The sequence below is a fragment of the Ectothiorhodospira marina genome (assembly GCF_900109495.1).
GTDB classification, from domain to species: domain Bacteria; phylum Pseudomonadota; class Gammaproteobacteria; order Ectothiorhodospirales; family Ectothiorhodospiraceae; genus Ectothiorhodospira; species Ectothiorhodospira marina.
This window is the reverse complement of the sequence record NZ_FOAA01000006.1, coordinates 93,346-109,979: the sequence shown is the minus strand read 5'-3', so window position 1 is coordinate 109,979 and position 16,634 is coordinate 93,346. Positions and strand designations below refer to the sequence as shown.

Sequence of the window (16,634 nt, the reverse complement as noted above, 5' to 3'; positions counted from 1 at the left end):
GTCATTGGATATGGGGTGACGGCGGCGAATCGCGCCGAATGGCACGCAAGGATACCAGAGGGGTCATACCCCCTCAACGCGACTTGCTCGAGTCACCGTCGGGACGAGGCCTTCACCAAAGGTTGAAGGAGACCGGGAGCGAGAACGTGAACGTGGATTCTCCCACATCGGCCGGCATGGCGGGCAAGGGATCGGCACGACGGATCATGTCCTCCACAGCTTGATCCAGCAGGCGATACCCGGAACCCTGCGCGAGCTCGTAGGAAAGTACGTGACCTTGCCGATCGATGGTCACACGCACCGTGGCCACCCCTTCCTGTCGCCGACGCTGAGCCTGGCGCGGATATTCCTTATGCCGTTCCAGCCAGGCGCGTAGCTCCCGGGCATAGTCCTGCTCCGCAGCGGGGTCTCCCCCGCCCTGATGGGCGACAGGAGCGTCGCGGGCCTCCTCAAACGGCGCCTCGTGCTCACTTTCCTCACCCTGGACGATTGCATCCTGCGGCTGATCCTCCTCGGACTCACTGAGTTGAGGCGCGGATTCGGTTTCAGGCTCAGGCTCAGGCTCAGGCTCAGGCTCAGGCTCAGGCTCGGGCTCGGGCTCGGGTTCAGGCTCGGGCTCGGGCTCGGGCTCGGGCTCGGGCTCAGGTTCAGGTTCAGGTTCAGGTTCAGGTTCAGGCTCGGGCTCGGGCTCGGGTTCAGGCTCGGGCTCTATCAACGCCTCCGGATCACCGAGGGTCTGGCCTGCGGGAGCCAGATCAATGACCACACCGGATTCACCCGGTGCTTCAGCACCATCGGGATCCATATCGGTGCGCGCCAGGTAGGCAATGACCGAGGCATGCAGCCCCACCGCCAGAGCCAGCGCAACAACCCATGGAAAACCTCGCATCCGCATGATCAATGATCACCAAGCACGGTGAGAAGCTGGACTTTTTCAACGCCAGCGTCCCTCATGAGTTCCATCAGATCCAGCAGGTCATGGGTGGTAGCGTCCTGATCGGCCTTGATGCGCACGGCGGGCAGGGAATCCGAGCCTTGGGCTTGCCGTTCCTCCTTGGCCTCCGCCAGACGCGCCTTCAGGGTTTCACTGTCCAACTCCTCATTTTCCAGGGCCAGGCGCCCGCCTTCGCCCAGCAAGACCAGCCAGCCCTGATCATCCATCGACTCATCGATATTCGAGCCGGGCGCCTCGACCTCAAAGACATCCTGGGAAGACAGGGCGCCAGCCACCATGAAAAAGATCAACAGCAAGAAAACAATATTAATCAAGGGGATGAGATGATTTTCATCCGCCTCGCGTGATGGTAACTCGGGAAGGTTCATCCGTCTTTACTCGCGGGCCAGCCGCATGGAGCGCGGATTGGCATGACGTATTTCGTCCAGCACATTCACCACCTGTTGCAAGGCCACACCACCTTCGGGCTGCACCACCACGGTGCGCCCGGGGTGTTCATCCAGATACTGCCGAATCACACCCTCGATCGCGCCATGCTCAACGGCCTCCCCTTCGATCCGCACGCCGGACCCAACCGCGATGCGCACCGATAGCGGGGGGTCATCCACACTGGTCGGTGCCTGCTGAGCGGAAGGTGTGCTCAGGGGAACCGCGCTCCAGTCGAGAAAGCTGGAGGCCAGCATGAAAAAAATCAGAAGGATGAAGACCACATCGATCAGTGGCGTCAGGCTGATCAGCGCCCGCCGACGCCGTGGTGGGGACTCAATCTGCATCGGAGGCCGCCCGCCCCTTCCAAAGTTTGATGCGGGCCTGTTGAACCGGGGTATCTGCCTTCTCCCTGTGGGCCTCCTCCCCGTGGGCGATGGATTCCGGTTGCCGCACGGTAAAGACCTGGGTCACGGCATCCTGCAGGCGGTGACGGAAACGCTCCAGCCATCGCTCCAGGCCATTGAGCACGGCTACCACGGGGATGGCAACGCCCAACCCTACAGCAGTGGTCATCAAGGCCACCCATATGCCCCCGGAGAGGACGGATGGATCCACCCGGTTGCCCGCTGCCTCCAGTTGCTGAAAAGCCACAATCATGCCCAGGACGGTGCCCAGGAGTCCCAGCAGGGGGGCCAAGCTGCCGATCACTTCCAGTACCCGGAAGTGCCCACGCAAGGTCTCCAACCAGCGACTGGCAACACGACTCACTTCTTCCCGAAGCAGGGGCTCAGACAGGGTCGGGTCGCGTCGGCCCTGGATGGCCACTTCCATCACACGGGCCGCGGGACTACGAGATCGGGCAAGCACCTCCAACGCCTGATCGCCCTGATGCTGACGCCAATGCGCCAACGCCTCATCAAGGCTGCGCTGATCTCCCAGACGCCACCAGTTGAATTGCCAAAGCTTGACAAGGATCACGGTGAGCGCAACAACAGACATGAGCAGCAGAATGACCACCACGGGGCCGCCAACGTCAGTGACCGTCTGCAGGGCGTGGAGAATGCCACCTGGGGTTGTATCATCTGAATTCATCGGAGTAAGACCTCGCGGAACCCGCCATCGCTTCGACAACGCAAGTCCGGCATGCTAATGGTGTTGCGAATCATTATCAACTATCAGGGTAAAAAAAACCGCCCCAGGAAACACCGGAGCGGCACAGGTTATCAAACCGTCAAGTCAAAGTCCGAAGCGATCTGTTTGAGCCACTGTTCCAGACGGGCCTCGGTCTGATCGCTCTGATTGTCCTGGTCCAGCACCAAGCCCACGAACTGGTCATCCACCACTGCCTGAGAGGTGTTGAAGGTATACCCCTCCGTGGGCCAGTGCCCCACCACACGACCACCGCGATCCGTGACCACGTCATGGATCTCCATCAAGGCATCCACGAATTCATCCGGGTATCCCACCTGATCCCCCAAGCCGAATAGTGCGACCGTCTTTCCGGAGAAATCCACCTCCTCAAGCGTTGGCATGAATTCCTCCCAACTCTCTTCCTCGCAATCAGCCGACAGGCCCGGTAACTGGCCGGAACCCATGGTGGGGGTTCCGAATATCAGATAGTCATAACCCGCAATTTCATCGGCAGAGACCCGGTTTACATTCAGGGGCTTTGCCATGGTTTCATCGTCGAACTTCTTCTTGATCATCTTGGCCACCTTGCGCGTGTTGCCAGAGGTGGTACCGAAAAAAATGCCGATGCGCGCCATACAGTTGCCCTCTTGGTAAAAAACGAATGACGGAGCGAAACAGAGCCTGGACATGCGTCCTGGAAACGTATCACCCGGAAGACCTCACTGAAGATAGGGGCAATTCCCATGCCAACCCTGGCAATAAGCGGGCCAGTCCCGTATGATGCTGTTTCCGCAGGTGATTTATTTCGCCAATGCAGTATCTGACGCTGGCGTGAGAGCGCACCACAACGGGGCATTTGTCTCAATGTCGGCTTCACGACATGGCGTATTCCAAGCCGCGTGCATGCACTTGGCACGGGGGTGAAATACGGGAACTTCCGCGTGAAGATTCAGTGAAACTCAGGGGGTCGACTTGCATTCTTCGGTAAAGTCCCCCAAGGTATTAGGGATGCATCAGCGCATAACCTTCAAGGTGCATACGGTGACCGCCACGCAATGCAGTGTGGTAATCAGCCGCGACCCGGCAGGTCTTTGGCGCGAGCAATAGCGTAGTCGACATTTACATGTATTTTGTCGCCTTATCGGGCGACCACCTGCCACCAAGGCGTCCACGGTTTTTCCGCACCCGGGCTACCTGCCCCGGAGGCCAACGAAACGATCGTGCCCCACGATCCGGCCGCGGCAACCGTCGCAAAGAAGACGCGCCCCGGCACCCATTGGGTGAATGCAGTCATCCGGGTCATCGCGACGCTTCACGGGACATTGCAACAAGTCAGCACAGAATGGATGGTGAGGGCGGACACCATCTCCGGCAAGCATCACGCCGGCCACACACCGCAGACAGGGTCTAACTCATTGGCCCGGTCATGGCGGTGTGGTCGATATCGTGAAGGCGCTCAAGCGCCGCACGATGCAACGCAGCAAAATCAAACACCTCAATGGCGGGGAACATCATTATGTCCAACACCATGTCAGACCAGGATTTCGGCGAGAAGCCGGTAGAACGTCGCGACACCGACAACTACGTGAACGAATACACCGAATCATTCGTCGACAAATGGGACGACCTGATCGACTGGGATAGCCGCGCGAAGAGTGAAGGCGACTTCTTCATCCAGGAGCTCAAGAAGCGTGGCGCCAAGCGCGTGCTGGATGTGGCCACCGGTACCGGCTTCCACTCCATCCGACTGCTCGAGGCTGGCTTCGATGTGGTCAGCGTGGATGGCGCACCCGAGATGCTGATCAAGGCCTTCGAGAACGGCCGCAAGCGGGGCCACATCCTGCGTGTCACCCAGGCCGACTGGCGCGAACTCAATCGCGACATCTATGGCCGCTATGATGCCGTTGTCTGTCTTGGCAACTCCTTCACCCATCTGTTCAATGAAAACGATCGCCGCAAGGCCCTGGCCGAATTCCATGCCGCCCTGAACCACGACGGCGTATTGATCCTGGACCAGCGCAACTACGACGCCATCCTGGATCACGGCTATTCCAGCGCCCACACGTTCTACTACTGCGGCGACAATGTGTCCGTGCATCCGGAGCACGTGGATGACGGCCTGGCCCGCTTCCGCTACGCCTTCCCGGACAAGTCCGTGTTCCATCTGAACATGTTCCCGCTGCGCAAACCTTACGTACGCCGCCTGATGCGCGAAGTGGGTTTCCAGAAGATCGAAACCTATGGTGACTTCAAGGAAACCTACCACGACACTGAGCCGGACTTCTTCATCCACGTAGCCGACAAGAAATATACGGGGAACGAATAATGACGAATCAGTATGAAGGTGCCGTCGCCACTGCCCGCGACTACTACAACAGCGAAGACGCCGACAACTTCTACCACCGCGTGTGGGGCGGCGAGGACATCCACATCGGCCTGTACGAGTCCGACGAGGAGGCGATTCCCGATGCCAGCCGTCGTACCGTGGCCCACATGGGCGACCTGCTGGGCGAGCCGACCCGCGACATGAAGGTACTGGACATCGGCGCCGGTTACGGTGGCGCAGCCCGCTATCTGGCCTCCACCTTCGGTTGCCACGTCACGGCACTGAACCTGAGCGAAGTGGAGAATGAGCGCGACCGGCAGATGAACAAGGCCCTCAAGCTGGATCACCTCATCGACGTGCTCGATGCCAGCTTTGAGTCCGTGCCGGCCGAAGACAACAGCTTTGACGTCGTATGGTCTCAGGACGCCATCCTGCACAGCGGTAACCGCGCCAAGGTCATGGAAGAAGTGGCCCGCGTGCTCAAGCCCGGTGGCGTGTTCATCTTTACCGATCCGATGCAGACAGACGATGCGCCCAAGGAGAAGCTGCAGCCCATCCTGGACCGCATTCATCTGGAGACCCTGGGCTCTCCGGGTTTCTACCGGGATACCGCCAAGAAAGTGGGTCTTGAGGAAATCGGCTTCGAGGATCACAGTCACCAGTTGCCGCGCCACTATGGGCGGGTGTTCAAGGAGCTTGAATCCCGTGAAGAGAGCCTTAAGGGCCTCATCTCCGATGACTACATCGCGCGCATGAAAAAAGGTTTGCAACACTGGGTTGATGGCGGCAAGGCCGGACATCTTTGCTGGGGCATTTTCCGCTTCCGCAAGGTCTGATTTCGGGCGATTATCCGACTTCAATCCTGAAAGACCATTACTAGGAGAAACCATTACATGAGCAAGACCTATCTTTTCACCTCCGAGTCTGTTTCCGAAGGCCACCCGGACAAGATGGCCGACCAGATCTCCGATGCGATCATTGACGCCTACCTGGCGCAGGATCCCAAGGCCCGCGTGGCCGCGGAGACCGTGACCCAGACGGGTATGGTGCTGATTGCTGGTGAGGTGAAGTCCACTGCCGTTCTGAACCTGGAAGACCTGGTACGTGAAGTGGTGCTGGACATCGGTTACGACAGCTCCGACAAGGGCTTTGATGGCAACACCTGTGCTGTGCTCAATTCCCTGGGCGCCCAGTCCATGGACATCAACCAGGGTGTGGATCGCAGCCGCCCGGAAGAACAGGGTGCTGGCGACCAGGGCCTGATGTTCGGTTATGCCTGTAGCGAAACCGACGTGCTGATGCCCGCTCCCATCCACTTCTCCCATAAACTGGTGCAGCGTCAGGCCGAAGTGCGCAAGAATGGCACCCTGCCCTGGCTGCGTCCCGACGCCAAGAGCCAGGTGACCTTCCGCTATGAAGGCGGCAAGGCCGTGGCTGCCGACGCCGTGGTGCTCTCCACCCAGCACGCTCCCGAGATCGAACAGAAGGATCTGCAGGAAGCCGTGATGGAAGAGATCATCAAGCCTGTGCTGGGCGAGAAGTGGCTGCACAAGGACACCAAGTTCCACATCAACCCCACCGGTCGCTTTGTCACCGGCGGCCCACTGGGCGATTGCGGCCTGACCGGCCGGAAGATCATCGTGGACACCTACGGCGGCATGGCCCGTCACGGTGGCGGTGCCTTCTCCGGTAAGGACCCCTCCAAGGTGGACCGTTCAGCTGCCTACGCCGCCCGCTACGTGGCCAAGAACATCGTGGCTGCCGGCCTGGCCGAGCGCTGCGAAGTTCAGGTCTCCTACGCCATCGGCGTGGCCGAGCCCACCTCCATTGCCGTGGAAACCTTCGGCACCGGCAAGATCGACGAGACCCGTCTGACGGAAATCGTCCGCGACGTCTTCGATCTGCGCCCGTTCGGCATCCTGACCATGCTGGATCTGGAGAAGCCGATCTACCGTCCGACCGCTTCCTACGGCCACTTCGGTCGCGAAGACCTGGGCGTGAGCTGGGAGCGCACCGACCGCGCCGACGCGCTGGCCAAGGCTGCCAAGTAAGCATCTGGCACCTGGCGCATCGGGCATCGCCCGATGCGCATTCAAGGCCGGGAGAGGGCAACCTCTCCCGGCTTTTTTGTGTCTGGCATATCTGGCCGCCCCTTCAGTGGCCCTGAACACGGCCCTGGATACACAGGTGCAAGCGAACGCCCCCCCGAGTCACAGGCCCCTCAGGACTTCATCAGTCCCGCCTGTTGCAGGCGGGACTCCAGTTCGGCCACGCGCTGGCGCAAGGTCTCCAGTTCCTGTCCATCCGATATCGCTCCCCGCCCGGAACACTGGGCCTCGAGCCACTGCACCCAGGCCTCCATCCCCTGCCCCGTGCGGGCCGATAGCTGAAAGACCTCCATCCCGGGATTGAGCCGACGGGCCTGTTCAATGCAGGCATCCATGTCGAAGTCCACATGGGGAAGCAGGTCCAGCTTGTTCACGATCATCACGTGGGCAGATTGAAACATGTCCGGGTACTTGAACGGCTTGTCATCCCCTTCGGTGACCGACAGGACCACCACCCGGCGGGCCTCGCCCAGATCAAAGGCTGCGGGGCAAACCAGATTGCCCACGTTTTCGATGAACAGGATGCCGCCCCGGGGTGGCTCCAGGGCTTCACAGGCGTGGCCCACCCCGTGGGCATCCAGATGGCAGCCCTTGCCGGTATTGATCTGCACGGCGGGCACCCCAGTCTGACGAATGCGATCGGCGTCGCGACGGGTCTGCTGATCCCCTTCGATCACCGCCATCGGCAGGCGATCCCGTAACCGCTCGATGGTCGCTGTCAGCAGGTGGGTCTTGCCAGACCCTGGGCTTGAGACCAGGTTCAGGGCCAGTACCCGTTCGCGCTCGAACCAGGCCCGGTTGTCTCGGGCATGGGCATCGTTGCGGGCAAGAAGGTCGGTTTCAACGGACACCTGGCGGGTATTCCCGCCATGACCTTCATGCTTGTGTTCCTCGTCACCACAGCCACACACCGTGCACATGATTATCTCCTCCGCATGCCCTCATCACTGACCTGAAGGTCCTTGACCTGCATCTCCTGGCCACCTTCGGCCTGCGCGGGACCGCCGCAGTGAGGACAGGGGGTCAGCCATGAGTCCATGGTGAAACAGTGCCCGCAGTGTCGGCAACACCCTCGGGCAGCAGGATGCTCCATATGCAGTTCGGCCCCTTCCGCCAGCGTCCCTTGGGTCACGGCTTCGAAGGCGAAATGCAGGGCCGGGCCATCCACCGCCGCCAGCGGGCCTATGGTCACTGTGACCGCATGGACCCGGGAAAATTTCTGCAAACGGGCCTGGTTTTCCAGGATGTGCAACACCTCACGGGCCAGGGACATCTCATGCATGGTCTCCCCCCCGGAGGGCGGATATCAGCCCTTGCCTGCGGCCGCCTTCAGGGCCGCGGCCAGGGCGCCCTCCGGCTCGGGCTCCCGTGATTTGCCACGAGGCGCGCCCTGCCCGGGGGCACTCTTGCCCTTTCCCTGGCCCTGGCGACCGGGCTGGGAGGCCTTCGGGTCCCGAGATGCCTTGCGCCCGCCGCGGCTCTCCTGCCCGGGTTCATCCCCCAGGCGCATGGTGAGGCCAATGCGTCGACGCTCCGGGTCCACCTCCATGACCTTGACCTTCACCACGTCCCCGGCCCGCACCACATCCCGGGGGTCCTTGACGAAGCCCTCGGCCAGGGCGGAGATGTGCACCAGGCCATCCTGATGCACACCCACATCCACAAAGGCCCCAAAGTTGGCCACATTGGTCACCGTACCTTCCAGCACCATCCCCGGCTCCAGATCCTCCAGCTTGTCCACCCCCTCGCGGAAGGCGGCCGTGCGGAACTCGGGCCGGGGGTCGCGGCCGGGCTTGGCCAGTTCGGCGAGGATATCCCGCACCGTGGGTTCACCAAAGGCGTCATCGGTGAAGTCCCGCGGGTCGAGGCCCTTGAGGAAGGCCTCGTCTCCGATCAACTGCCTCACATCCCGCTGGGTCTTGGCCATGATGCGCTTGACCACGGGATAGGCCTCCGGGTGCACCCCCGAGGCGTCCAGCGGGTTATCCCCGGATGGCACACGCAGAAAGCCCGCCGCCTGCTCAAAGGCCTTGGCCCCCAGGCGAGGGATGGCCTTGAGGGCCGTCCGGTTCCTGAAGGCCCCGTTCTCGGTACGGTGCACCACGATGTTCTCCGCCAGCGTCGGGCCCAGGCCGGACACCCGGGCCAACAGGGGCACGGAGGCGGTGTTCACGTCCACGCCCACGGCGTTCACGCAGTCCTCCACCACGGCATCCAGCTTGCGGGCCAGTTGGCTCTGGTTCACGTCATGCTGATACTGACCCACACCGATGGCCTTGGGCTCGATCTTCACCAGTTCCGCCAACGGGTCCTGCAGACGCCGGGCAATGGACACCGCGCCACGCAGGGAGACATCCAGATCCGGCAGCTCGCGGGAGGCACTCTCCGAGGCGGAGTACACCGAGGCCCCGGCTTCGGACACGATCACCTTGCTCATCCCGGGCCGTTTCAGGCGCTTCAACAGTTCCGCCGCCAGGGCATCCGTCTCCCGGGAAAAGGTCCCGTTACCGATGGCAATGAGCTCCACCTGATGACGCTTCACCAGCGTCTCCAGGGTGTGCAACGTGGCATCCACCTGATTCTTCGGCGGGAAGGGATACACGGTCGCGGTATCCACCACCGCACCCTCCGTATCCACCACGGCCACCTTCACACCGGTGCGCACGCCCGGGTCCAGGCCCATGGTGGCCCGGGATCCTGCCGGCGCGGCCAGCAGCACGTCCTCCAGGTTGGCGCCGAAGACACGGATCGCCTCTTCCTCCGCCAGTTCCCTGATACGGCGCTTCAGGGCCACATCCAGGTGGATGGAGAGTTTGGCCCGCCAGGCCAGACGGGCGTGCCGGGCCAGCCAGGCATCGGCGGGCCGCCCCTGGTCCGAGAGGCCAAAGCGACGCACCACGGCGCGCTCGCCGGGGGAGGCACCGGGCTCTTCCTTCTCACCCCGGGCCTGGGCCTGGCTCCAGGCCACCTCCAGGCGCAACACCTCCTCCGCCTGCCCCCGGAACATGGCCAGGGCCCGGTGGGAAGGCACCTTGCACAAAGGCTCCACATGATCGAAATAGTCACGGAAGCGGGCACCGGCCTGTTCCTTGCCCTCCACCACCCGGCTGACCATATAGCCCTTCTCCCAGCCGAATTGGCGCATCTCTTCAATGAGATCGGCATCCTCGGCAATGCGCTCCATGAAGATATGCCCGGCCCCTTCCAGGGCGGCCTCCACGGTGATCTCATCACGGGTGAAGCCGGCGGCCACCGCCTCCGGGGATTGAGCGGGATCCTCCAGCAGGGTATCCAGCAGCGGCTCCAGGCCATTCTCCCGGGCGATCTGCGCCTTGGTGCGGCGCTTTTTCATGTAGGGCCGGTAGAGGTCCTCAAGACGGGTCTTGGTCTCGGCGGTGTCGATGGCCTGTCGCAGGGTGTCGGTGAGCTTGCCCTGCTCCTCGATGGCCTTGAGCACCACCTGACGACGTCCCTCCAGCTCCCGCAGGTAGATCAGTCGCTCCTCCAGGTTACGCAGCTGCGTATCGTCCAGGCCGCCGGTGGCCTCCTTGCGATAGCGGGCCACGAACGGCACGGTGGAGCCACCGTCCAGCAGTTCCACGGCAGCGTTGACCTGGCTGGCCTGAACGCCCAGTTCCTGGGCAATACGGGAGGGTATGGAAGTCATGGGGCGCCATTACTTGAACAAAATGAGGGGGCAATCATAACCCACCCACGGCCCGGGTCCCATGGGCGGGTCTTCATGGAAGGGCGCGGGGCGGTACACCTTGCCAGCCACGGGCCGCCGGGGTAGCGTACCCATTCACCGTCATCTCCCGAAGAAATCATGAAGAAAAACAAGATCGTCATCATCGGCGCCGGCTTTGCCGGGCTGGCCGCCGCTGCCACCTTGGCCCGCGAGGGCATGGACGTCACCGTCATCGAGCGCCACGACATCCCCGGCGGCCGGGGGCGGCAGTTCTCTGCAAAGGGTTTCACCTTCGACATGGGACCGAGCTGGTACTGGATGCCGGACGTCATCGATGGGTTCTTCGCCGAATTCGGGCGCAAGAGTTCTGACTACTTTGAACTCAAACGCCTGGACCCCTCCTACCGGATCTACTTCGGCAAGGATGACTATGTGGAGATCCCGGCGGACGTGAAACAGACCGTGGAGTTGTTCGAGAGCATCGAGCCGGGTGCCGGTTTCCAGCTGGAACGATTCCTGGACGAGGCCGAGGTGAAATACACGGTGGGCATTGGCGAGTTCGCCAACAAGCCCTGCCTTTCCTTCATGGAATTTGCCCAGCTGCGGCTGTTGCGTTATCTCTTCTCCATGCATCTGCTGCGTTCCTACCGCAGCCATATCACCCGTTTCTTCAAGAGCCCGCGCCTGCATCGGATGCTGGAGTTCCCCATCCTGTTTCTGGGGGGCACGGGCCGCACCACACCGGCCCTGTACAGCATGATGAATTACGGCGATCTCAAGCTGGGCACCTGGTACCCCATGGGCGGGATGTATGAACTGGTCAAGGCGATGCATCAGTTGGCCGAGGAGATGGGTGCCCGCTTCCAGTTCGGCACCGAGGCCACCGGCATCGAAACCCGGGATGGCAAGGTGGTGGCCGTGAACACGGACCAGGGGCGTTTTGAGGCCGACTATCTGATCGGCGCCGGGGACTATCACCACGTGGAGCAGGATCTGCTCCCCGAGGCCGACCGCATGTACTCACCGGCCTACTGGGATAAACGGGTCATGTCACCCTCCTCCATCATCTTCTACATGGGCGTGGACAAGAAGCTGGAGGGGCTGCCGCATCATACCCTGCTGTTCGATGCCGACTTCGAGGCCCATGCGGCGCAGATCTACCAGGATCCTGCCTGGCCCACCGAGCCTGCCCTGTACGTGAGTGCCACCTCGCAGACCGACCCCTCGGTGGCCCCGGAGGGTCAGGAGAACCTCATGGTGCTTATCCCGGTGGCCGCTGGCCTGGAGGACACCCCCGAGACGCGACGCCATTACCAGAAGCTGATCCTGGAACGGCTGGAAGCCATCACCGGCCAGTCCATCCGCGATCACGTGGTGTTCTGCCGATCCTACGCCCACAAGGATTTCATCCACGACTATCATGCCTTCAAGGGCAATGCCTACGGCCTGGCCAACACCCTGATGCAGACGGCCATGCTCAAGCCCAGGCTGAAGAGCCGCAAGCTGGACAACCTCTACTATGCCGGCCAGCTCACGGTGCCCGGTCCTGGCGTGCCCCCGACGATCCTATCCGGCACCATCGCCGCCGAACAGATCCTCAACCAGTGCAGGAGTTGACGGCCCATGTCGCCCATTGACCATCGCCAGACCCGCCGGTCGTATCAGCGCGCCAGCCTGCGCCGTGCCGACCTGGCCCTGGACCCTTTTGAACAGCTGGCCGACTGGCTCAAGGACGCCGAAGGCGAGCCCGACGCCACGGCCATGGTGCTGGCCACGGCGGATGCCAAGGGTCGCCCCTCGGCCCGGGCGGTGCTGCTCAAGCACGTGGATGATCGGGGGCTGTGCTGGTACTCCGATGGTCGCAGCCTCAAGGGTCGGCAATTGGCAGAGAACCCCATGGCGGCCCTGCTGTTTTACTGGGCCGGGCTGGAGCGTCAGATCCGTGTGGAGGGCTACGTGGAACGCCTGCCCGCAAAGGATGCGGATGCCTATTTCCGGTCCCGCCCACGGGGCAGCCAGCTGGCTGCGGCCGCCTCGGAACAAAGCGGCCCGGTGAAGAACCGGGAGGCCCTGGAGCAACGTCTTGAGCGGGTGCAACTGCGCTATCCCCATGGGGATGTGACCCGCCCCGAGACCTGGGGGGGGTACCGGCTGGTCCCGGATACCTTCGAGTTCTGGCAGGGGCGGGACAACCGCCTGCATGACCGGTTTCAGTACCGGCTGCAGTACGAGACCTGGGAGATCCAGCGGCTGATGCCCTGACGCTCATCCATCACGGTGATGACCACACTGAGCCCTTCTCACCTTGACGTGAAAGCCCCCAGGTTCAGCTACGGAAGCTCCCTTCTCCCCTCGGGGGAGAAGGGCCGGGGATGAGGGGGTGAGGCAGGCACTGTGCTGGCCCTCGCCCCTCACCCCAACCCCTCTCCCCACAGGGGAGAGGGGCTCGTAACGTATCTTTCATCATCGGGGGTGCCTCACCGATGTGATGCATGAGAGTTAGTCCACCAGCACCAGCTTGCGGCCAAACGGTGCTGGCGTGGACTCATGCTCGGCTGGGACAACCCAGAGCACCGGCCAGTCCGGGCGGTACCGGGCCGGGCCCTGCAGGTCGGTGAGCACCACGCCCATGTCCGGGCGTTGCCGGTCCGCCTCCTTGAGCAGCGGCGTGAAATCGGTCCCCGCGCCCCCCTCGAAGACCAGATCCCGCAACGAAGACACCCCGGGCTCGAAGCGCTGCACCGAGCGCACGGCCAGATCCCCGATCACCAGGATCAGATTGGCGTCGGTGCGGCGCGTGATGGCCTCGATCTCGGTGGCAAAGCGCCCCAGCAAGCCCTCGTCGATGGACCCCGAGACATCCACCACCAGCACCAGCCGGGGGACGGCACGGGAGCCCACCATGCCCGGCTCCCAGGGCATGCGACGCCCGCCCGCCGTGCGCCCCTGATTGGCCAGGTAGGAGCGCGACGGGCGGGACCAGGACAGCTCGGGATGCCGGGTCAGACCACGGGTCAACTGGGTGCGCAGCACCTGCTCCCAGGGCACCCGCACCCTGGGCAGATCCGCGAGCAGGGAGCGCAGCATGGAGAAGGCACCGTCACCCGCATGGGCCCGGCTGATGCGCTCGGCCCACTCCCGGCTCTGCTCCGCCGCCGCCTCGGGTCGGCTCACATCCTCATCACTGGGAAGCAGATCCCGCGACTCCGCCCCATCCAGGCGCCGCGCCTGCTCGGCCCGGGGGCCATCTTGTCTCGGCCGGGCCTGTGCCTGGGCGCTGTCACGGGCATCCTCACCACCTTCACCCCCCGATGCCCCTTGATCCCCGCGCTGGCCCTGCCCTGAATCCCCGTCCTTGCGGCGATCATCCACCTGGCGATAGAGCCGTTCCACATCCCACTCCAGCAAGGCCTGTTCCGGGCCATAGCGTATCCCGAGCGACTCGCGCAGAAGGCGTTCCAGGGTCACTGCATCCCGGGGCAGTTCGAGCCAGTCCAGGTGACTCAGGCTGGTATTGACGATGGCATCGGCGCAGATGTTATAGAGCTGGGCGTCTACATCGCCCACCAGGCGTCTGAGTTCCTCCCGGCGCTGGGCATGGCGCAGGGCCACGTGCAGCACCTGGTGTGCCACCAGGCCCACCTGGCGCGGCAGGGGCAGATCCCCGAAGCCGGGCCCGTAATAGATGGTCTGACCATCATTGGCCGCCCTGACCGACTCCGGGAGTTCGTCCACGTCCTGGTGTTGCATCCACAGGGCCAGCCCCCCCGTGGACGGGGCGTACTCCACCATGGTCTGCACCGCTCCGGTCCCCCGGTGGCCAGCATGAACCGGGTCGTCGTAGCCCTTCATGCCCCTTGTTCCCGCTGGGCCATGTAGCGCTCATAGGCCGGGCTGGCCAGGATGGTGTTCTCCAGCCCCCGGGCCAGGCCCTTTTGCAGCAGCAGTTCCATGGTGAGGGTCTGGGCCTCGCGAATGGGCAAGGCCACATCGGCGCGGATATCCGGATACTGCTCGATGATCTCCAGGGCGCGGTTCATGGCTGTGGCATCCTCCACGGCGGCCAGCAGGCCATAGATCATGCCGTACAGGCCATCCAGGGAGCGCGGCAGCAGTTCCGCAGTGTCCGGCCCCGCATCCGCTGCCAGCAGCCGGGTGACGTCCACCCCCGACTGGATCTCCCGCAACACCCCGAAGAACTCTGCGGCATTGGCGGACCCGATGCGCCCCTGGACGAACAGACGCTTGGCCGTGTCGGAGATATCCGAGTGCAGCACGTTGGAGATATCCTCCCAGCCCCGCGGGCTTGCGCCGATCAGATAATCATTGGCGAGCTGGGTCTGGGTGTCATCCAGCTTGTCGGCCCGCACCTTCAGGTAGGCCATCACCTCCGGGGCAAAGCCACGCTCCAGGGCGTGTTCCAGGAAGGCGTCGATGGCTGTCTGCACGTTGAAGTGGAACATGCGATCGGCCAGGGCGGTGCCCATGTCGTGACTCACTGCCCCGTGAAAGCGGGCATTTCCTGCTGCCACCACCTGCCAGCCATCAGGCAAACGGTAGTGCCCCACGCGACGATCCAGGATGAGGGAATAGGCGGAGATCTGCAGGCGCTGATCGGCGGCGGTGAGTTCATCCAGGAACAGGATGCCCTCGGGCTGATCCGGCCCGGGCAGGAATTCCGGGGGAAACCAGACCGTACGGGATTGTTCCTCGTCGGCATAGATGGCCCCGCGGATGTCCACCGGCTCAATGGTGGTCAGGCGCAGGTCCACCAGGGGAACCCTGTAGTGCTCGGCCACTTGGGCGATGATGGAGGATTTGCCCACTCCGCGGGTGCCCCAGAGCATGGAGGCACGAAGCCGCAGTACCGGATCCGCGTATTGCTCGATCAGTGCCTGCTTGGCGGCGGCGATGGACACCGCCGGGATGTTCATGGGATTGCCCTGCATCAGTCGGGGACTCCTTCAGTGGATGGGCCCTGTTCCCAGGCGGTGGCCACCAGTGGCTTGGGCAGCGGCGGGATCTCCATCACCGGCACCTCGCGGGACCAGCTCAGGAAGATGGCCAGCAGCATCACGGGTGGCACGCCGGTGGTCCACAGGGGCACCTGACCATCCTGCCCGAAATCGCCCCAGTACAGGATGGGGATGGCGGACAGAATGGCCAGCATCCCCTGTATGGCCAGGCTGCGCTGAAAGACCACCCGCCAGCGCTGCCACTTGAAGCGTTCATGAAAGTGCGCGGGGGATTGGGACAGGGTCTGTTCCAGGTGTGCCACCGTGGCCAGGAAGCGCTCCTCGGCCTCGCGCGAACGCTCCGGCTCCCGTCGGGACAGCTTCACGGTGGCCTTCCAGCCGCCGGGCATGAGTTGCAGGGGTCGCCAGGCCCAGCCCTGCACCGCCAGCAGGTCACCGGGCAAATGAATATCACCTTGGGGGTGCCAGTCCAGGGTCAGCTTGGCAGGCAGACCCGGGACGGTGCGGGCATCAAACTGCAGGCGTCGCCCGCGTACGTAGGCCTCACCCAGGGTAAAGCGCCGCCTCCAGCCCGGCTCGGCATTGGGTGCAGGGCGGCGATACTCCAGGGCGTAACTGAGGGCCGCCAGCGTACCGGCCTGGTGCCGAAAGTGGTCATCTAACGGCACACGGGCGCACTGGGCGTACACCGAGGCCGCGTCTTCACCGATGACCTCCAGCGTGGCGCTCAGGCCCGACGCATCGGTCAGTGTGCGCCGCAGACAGAAGCGGCCACGGGCCGGGTTTTCCAGTTGCAGGTGTTCGGTGAGCGACAGGCTGGAAGGATCTTCGGGATGGTCATGGGTGCGGGGCTCGAACACCACGCACCGGTTCTGGCGATCGGTGGCCGCCAGATCCACCCGCCACTCGTCGCGGGCGAAGGGGCCAACCAGGGTGAGGATTTCGTGATGGGTCAGCGGGGTCACCGGGCCTCCAGTGGTGGTTACCTGGAATTATGACCGTGAAGTGACCCGAATATTCC

The 16,634-nt window shown here is 63.3% G+C and carries 16 protein-coding genes; 5 read left to right on the top strand and 11 right to left on the bottom strand.

What is annotated here, in order from left to right; all coding sequences use genetic code 11:
- Nucleotides 1–112: 112 nt before the first annotated feature.
- The 5 genes from BMY52_RS07265 to BMY52_RS07245 all read right to left on the bottom strand — a co-directional run bounded on the left by BMY52_RS07265 (nt 113) and on the right by BMY52_RS07245 (nt 3,150).
- Complete coding sequence (locus BMY52_RS07265; RefSeq protein WP_245740672.1) at nt 113–889, bottom strand: energy transducer TonB; 777 nt, start codon at nt 887–889, stop codon at nt 113–115.
- A gap of 8 nt (nt 890–897) precedes the next feature.
- Nucleotides 898–1,323, bottom strand: coding sequence for an ExbD/TolR family protein (locus tag BMY52_RS07260; RefSeq protein ID WP_090252787.1), 426 nt, complete (start codon nt 1,321–1,323; stop codon nt 898–900).
- Nucleotides 1,324–1,329: 6 nt separating this feature from the next.
- On the bottom strand, nt 1,330–1,728 hold the full coding sequence (locus tag BMY52_RS07255) for an ExbD/TolR family protein (protein ID WP_090252784.1): 399 nt from the start codon (nt 1,726–1,728) through the stop codon (nt 1,330–1,332).
- Nucleotides 1,718–2,476 carry a MotA/TolQ/ExbB proton channel family protein gene (locus BMY52_RS07250; RefSeq protein ID WP_090252783.1) on the bottom strand — a complete coding sequence of 253 codons (759 nt, stop codon included), beginning with the start codon at nt 2,474–2,476 and terminating at the stop codon, nt 1,718–1,720. The genes BMY52_RS07255 and BMY52_RS07250 overlap by 11 nt, the downstream gene beginning before the upstream one ends.
- A 131-nt stretch (nt 2,477–2,607) precedes the next feature.
- A complete protein-coding gene (locus BMY52_RS07245; RefSeq protein ID WP_090252781.1) occupies nt 2,608–3,150 on the bottom strand; it encodes a flavodoxin in 543 nt (180 codons plus the stop codon).
- Between the two features lie 881 nt (nt 3,151–4,031).
- Here BMY52_RS07245 and BMY52_RS07240 point away from each other — a divergent pair.
- From BMY52_RS07240 to metK, 3 genes are read left to right on the top strand one after another with little or no spacing between them, the layout of a single operon-like run.
- Complete coding sequence (locus BMY52_RS07240) at nt 4,032–4,841, top strand: glycine/sarcosine N-methyltransferase (protein WP_370642776.1); 810 nt, start codon at nt 4,032–4,034, stop codon at nt 4,839–4,841.
- Nucleotides 4,841–5,677 carry a methyltransferase domain-containing protein gene (locus BMY52_RS07235; RefSeq protein WP_090252778.1) on the top strand — a complete coding sequence of 279 codons (837 nt, stop codon included), beginning with the start codon at nt 4,841–4,843 and terminating at the stop codon, nt 5,675–5,677. Before BMY52_RS07240 ends, BMY52_RS07235 begins: the two co-directional genes overlap by 1 nt.
- 57 nt (nt 5,678–5,734) lie before the next feature.
- On the top strand, nt 5,735–6,892 hold the full coding sequence (metK, locus tag BMY52_RS07230) for a methionine adenosyltransferase (RefSeq protein ID WP_090252776.1): 1,158 nt from the start codon (nt 5,735–5,737) through the stop codon (nt 6,890–6,892).
- Between the two features lie 170 nt (nt 6,893–7,062).
- Here the strand turns inward: metK and hypB are convergent, their stop codons facing one another.
- From hypB to BMY52_RS07215, 3 genes are read right to left on the bottom strand one after another with little or no spacing between them, the layout of a single operon-like run.
- Nucleotides 7,063–7,869: a hydrogenase nickel incorporation protein HypB gene (hypB, locus tag BMY52_RS07225; RefSeq protein WP_090252774.1), complete on the bottom strand. Its 807-nt coding sequence runs from the start codon at nt 7,867–7,869 to the stop codon at nt 7,063–7,065.
- A 2-nt stretch (nt 7,870–7,871) separates the two neighbouring features.
- Entirely contained in the window at nt 7,872–8,231 is a 360-nt protein-coding gene (hypA, locus tag BMY52_RS07220; protein WP_090252771.1) for a hydrogenase maturation nickel metallochaperone HypA, read from the bottom strand.
- A gap of 24 nt (nt 8,232–8,255) precedes the next feature.
- Nucleotides 8,256–10,616: a Tex family protein gene (locus BMY52_RS07215; RefSeq protein ID WP_090252768.1), complete on the bottom strand. Its 2,361-nt coding sequence runs from the start codon at nt 10,614–10,616 to the stop codon at nt 8,256–8,258.
- A gap of 159 nt (nt 10,617–10,775) precedes the next feature.
- Between BMY52_RS07215 and BMY52_RS07210 the strand changes: the two genes are divergently transcribed.
- Together BMY52_RS07210 and pdxH are read left to right on the top strand one after the other, a co-directional pair.
- A complete protein-coding gene (locus BMY52_RS07210; protein ID WP_090252766.1) occupies nt 10,776–12,254 on the top strand; it encodes a phytoene desaturase family protein in 1,479 nt (492 codons plus the stop codon).
- 6 nt (nt 12,255–12,260) lie between these two features.
- A complete protein-coding gene (gene pdxH / locus BMY52_RS07205; RefSeq protein WP_090252763.1) occupies nt 12,261–12,899 on the top strand; it encodes a pyridoxamine 5'-phosphate oxidase in 639 nt (212 codons plus the stop codon).
- Between the two features lie 237 nt (nt 12,900–13,136).
- Here pdxH and BMY52_RS07200 read toward each other — a convergent pair whose 3' ends face one another.
- Genes BMY52_RS07200 through BMY52_RS07190 form a run of 3 tightly spaced genes read right to left on the bottom strand, consistent with a single transcriptional unit; the run spans nt 13,137 to nt 16,578 of the window.
- Complete coding sequence (locus BMY52_RS07200; RefSeq protein WP_090252761.1) at nt 13,137–14,489, bottom strand: vWA domain-containing protein; 1,353 nt, start codon at nt 14,487–14,489, stop codon at nt 13,137–13,139.
- Nucleotides 14,486–15,586: an ATPase gene (locus BMY52_RS07195; RefSeq protein ID WP_090252758.1), complete on the bottom strand. Its 1,101-nt coding sequence runs from the start codon at nt 15,584–15,586 to the stop codon at nt 14,486–14,488. The genes BMY52_RS07200 and BMY52_RS07195 overlap by 4 nt, the downstream gene beginning before the upstream one ends.
- Nucleotides 15,586–16,578, bottom strand: coding sequence for a hypothetical protein (locus tag BMY52_RS07190; RefSeq protein ID WP_090252754.1), 993 nt, complete (start codon nt 16,576–16,578; stop codon nt 15,586–15,588). Before BMY52_RS07190 ends, BMY52_RS07195 begins: the two co-directional genes overlap by 1 nt.
- Nucleotides 16,579–16,634 lie beyond the last annotated feature (56 nt).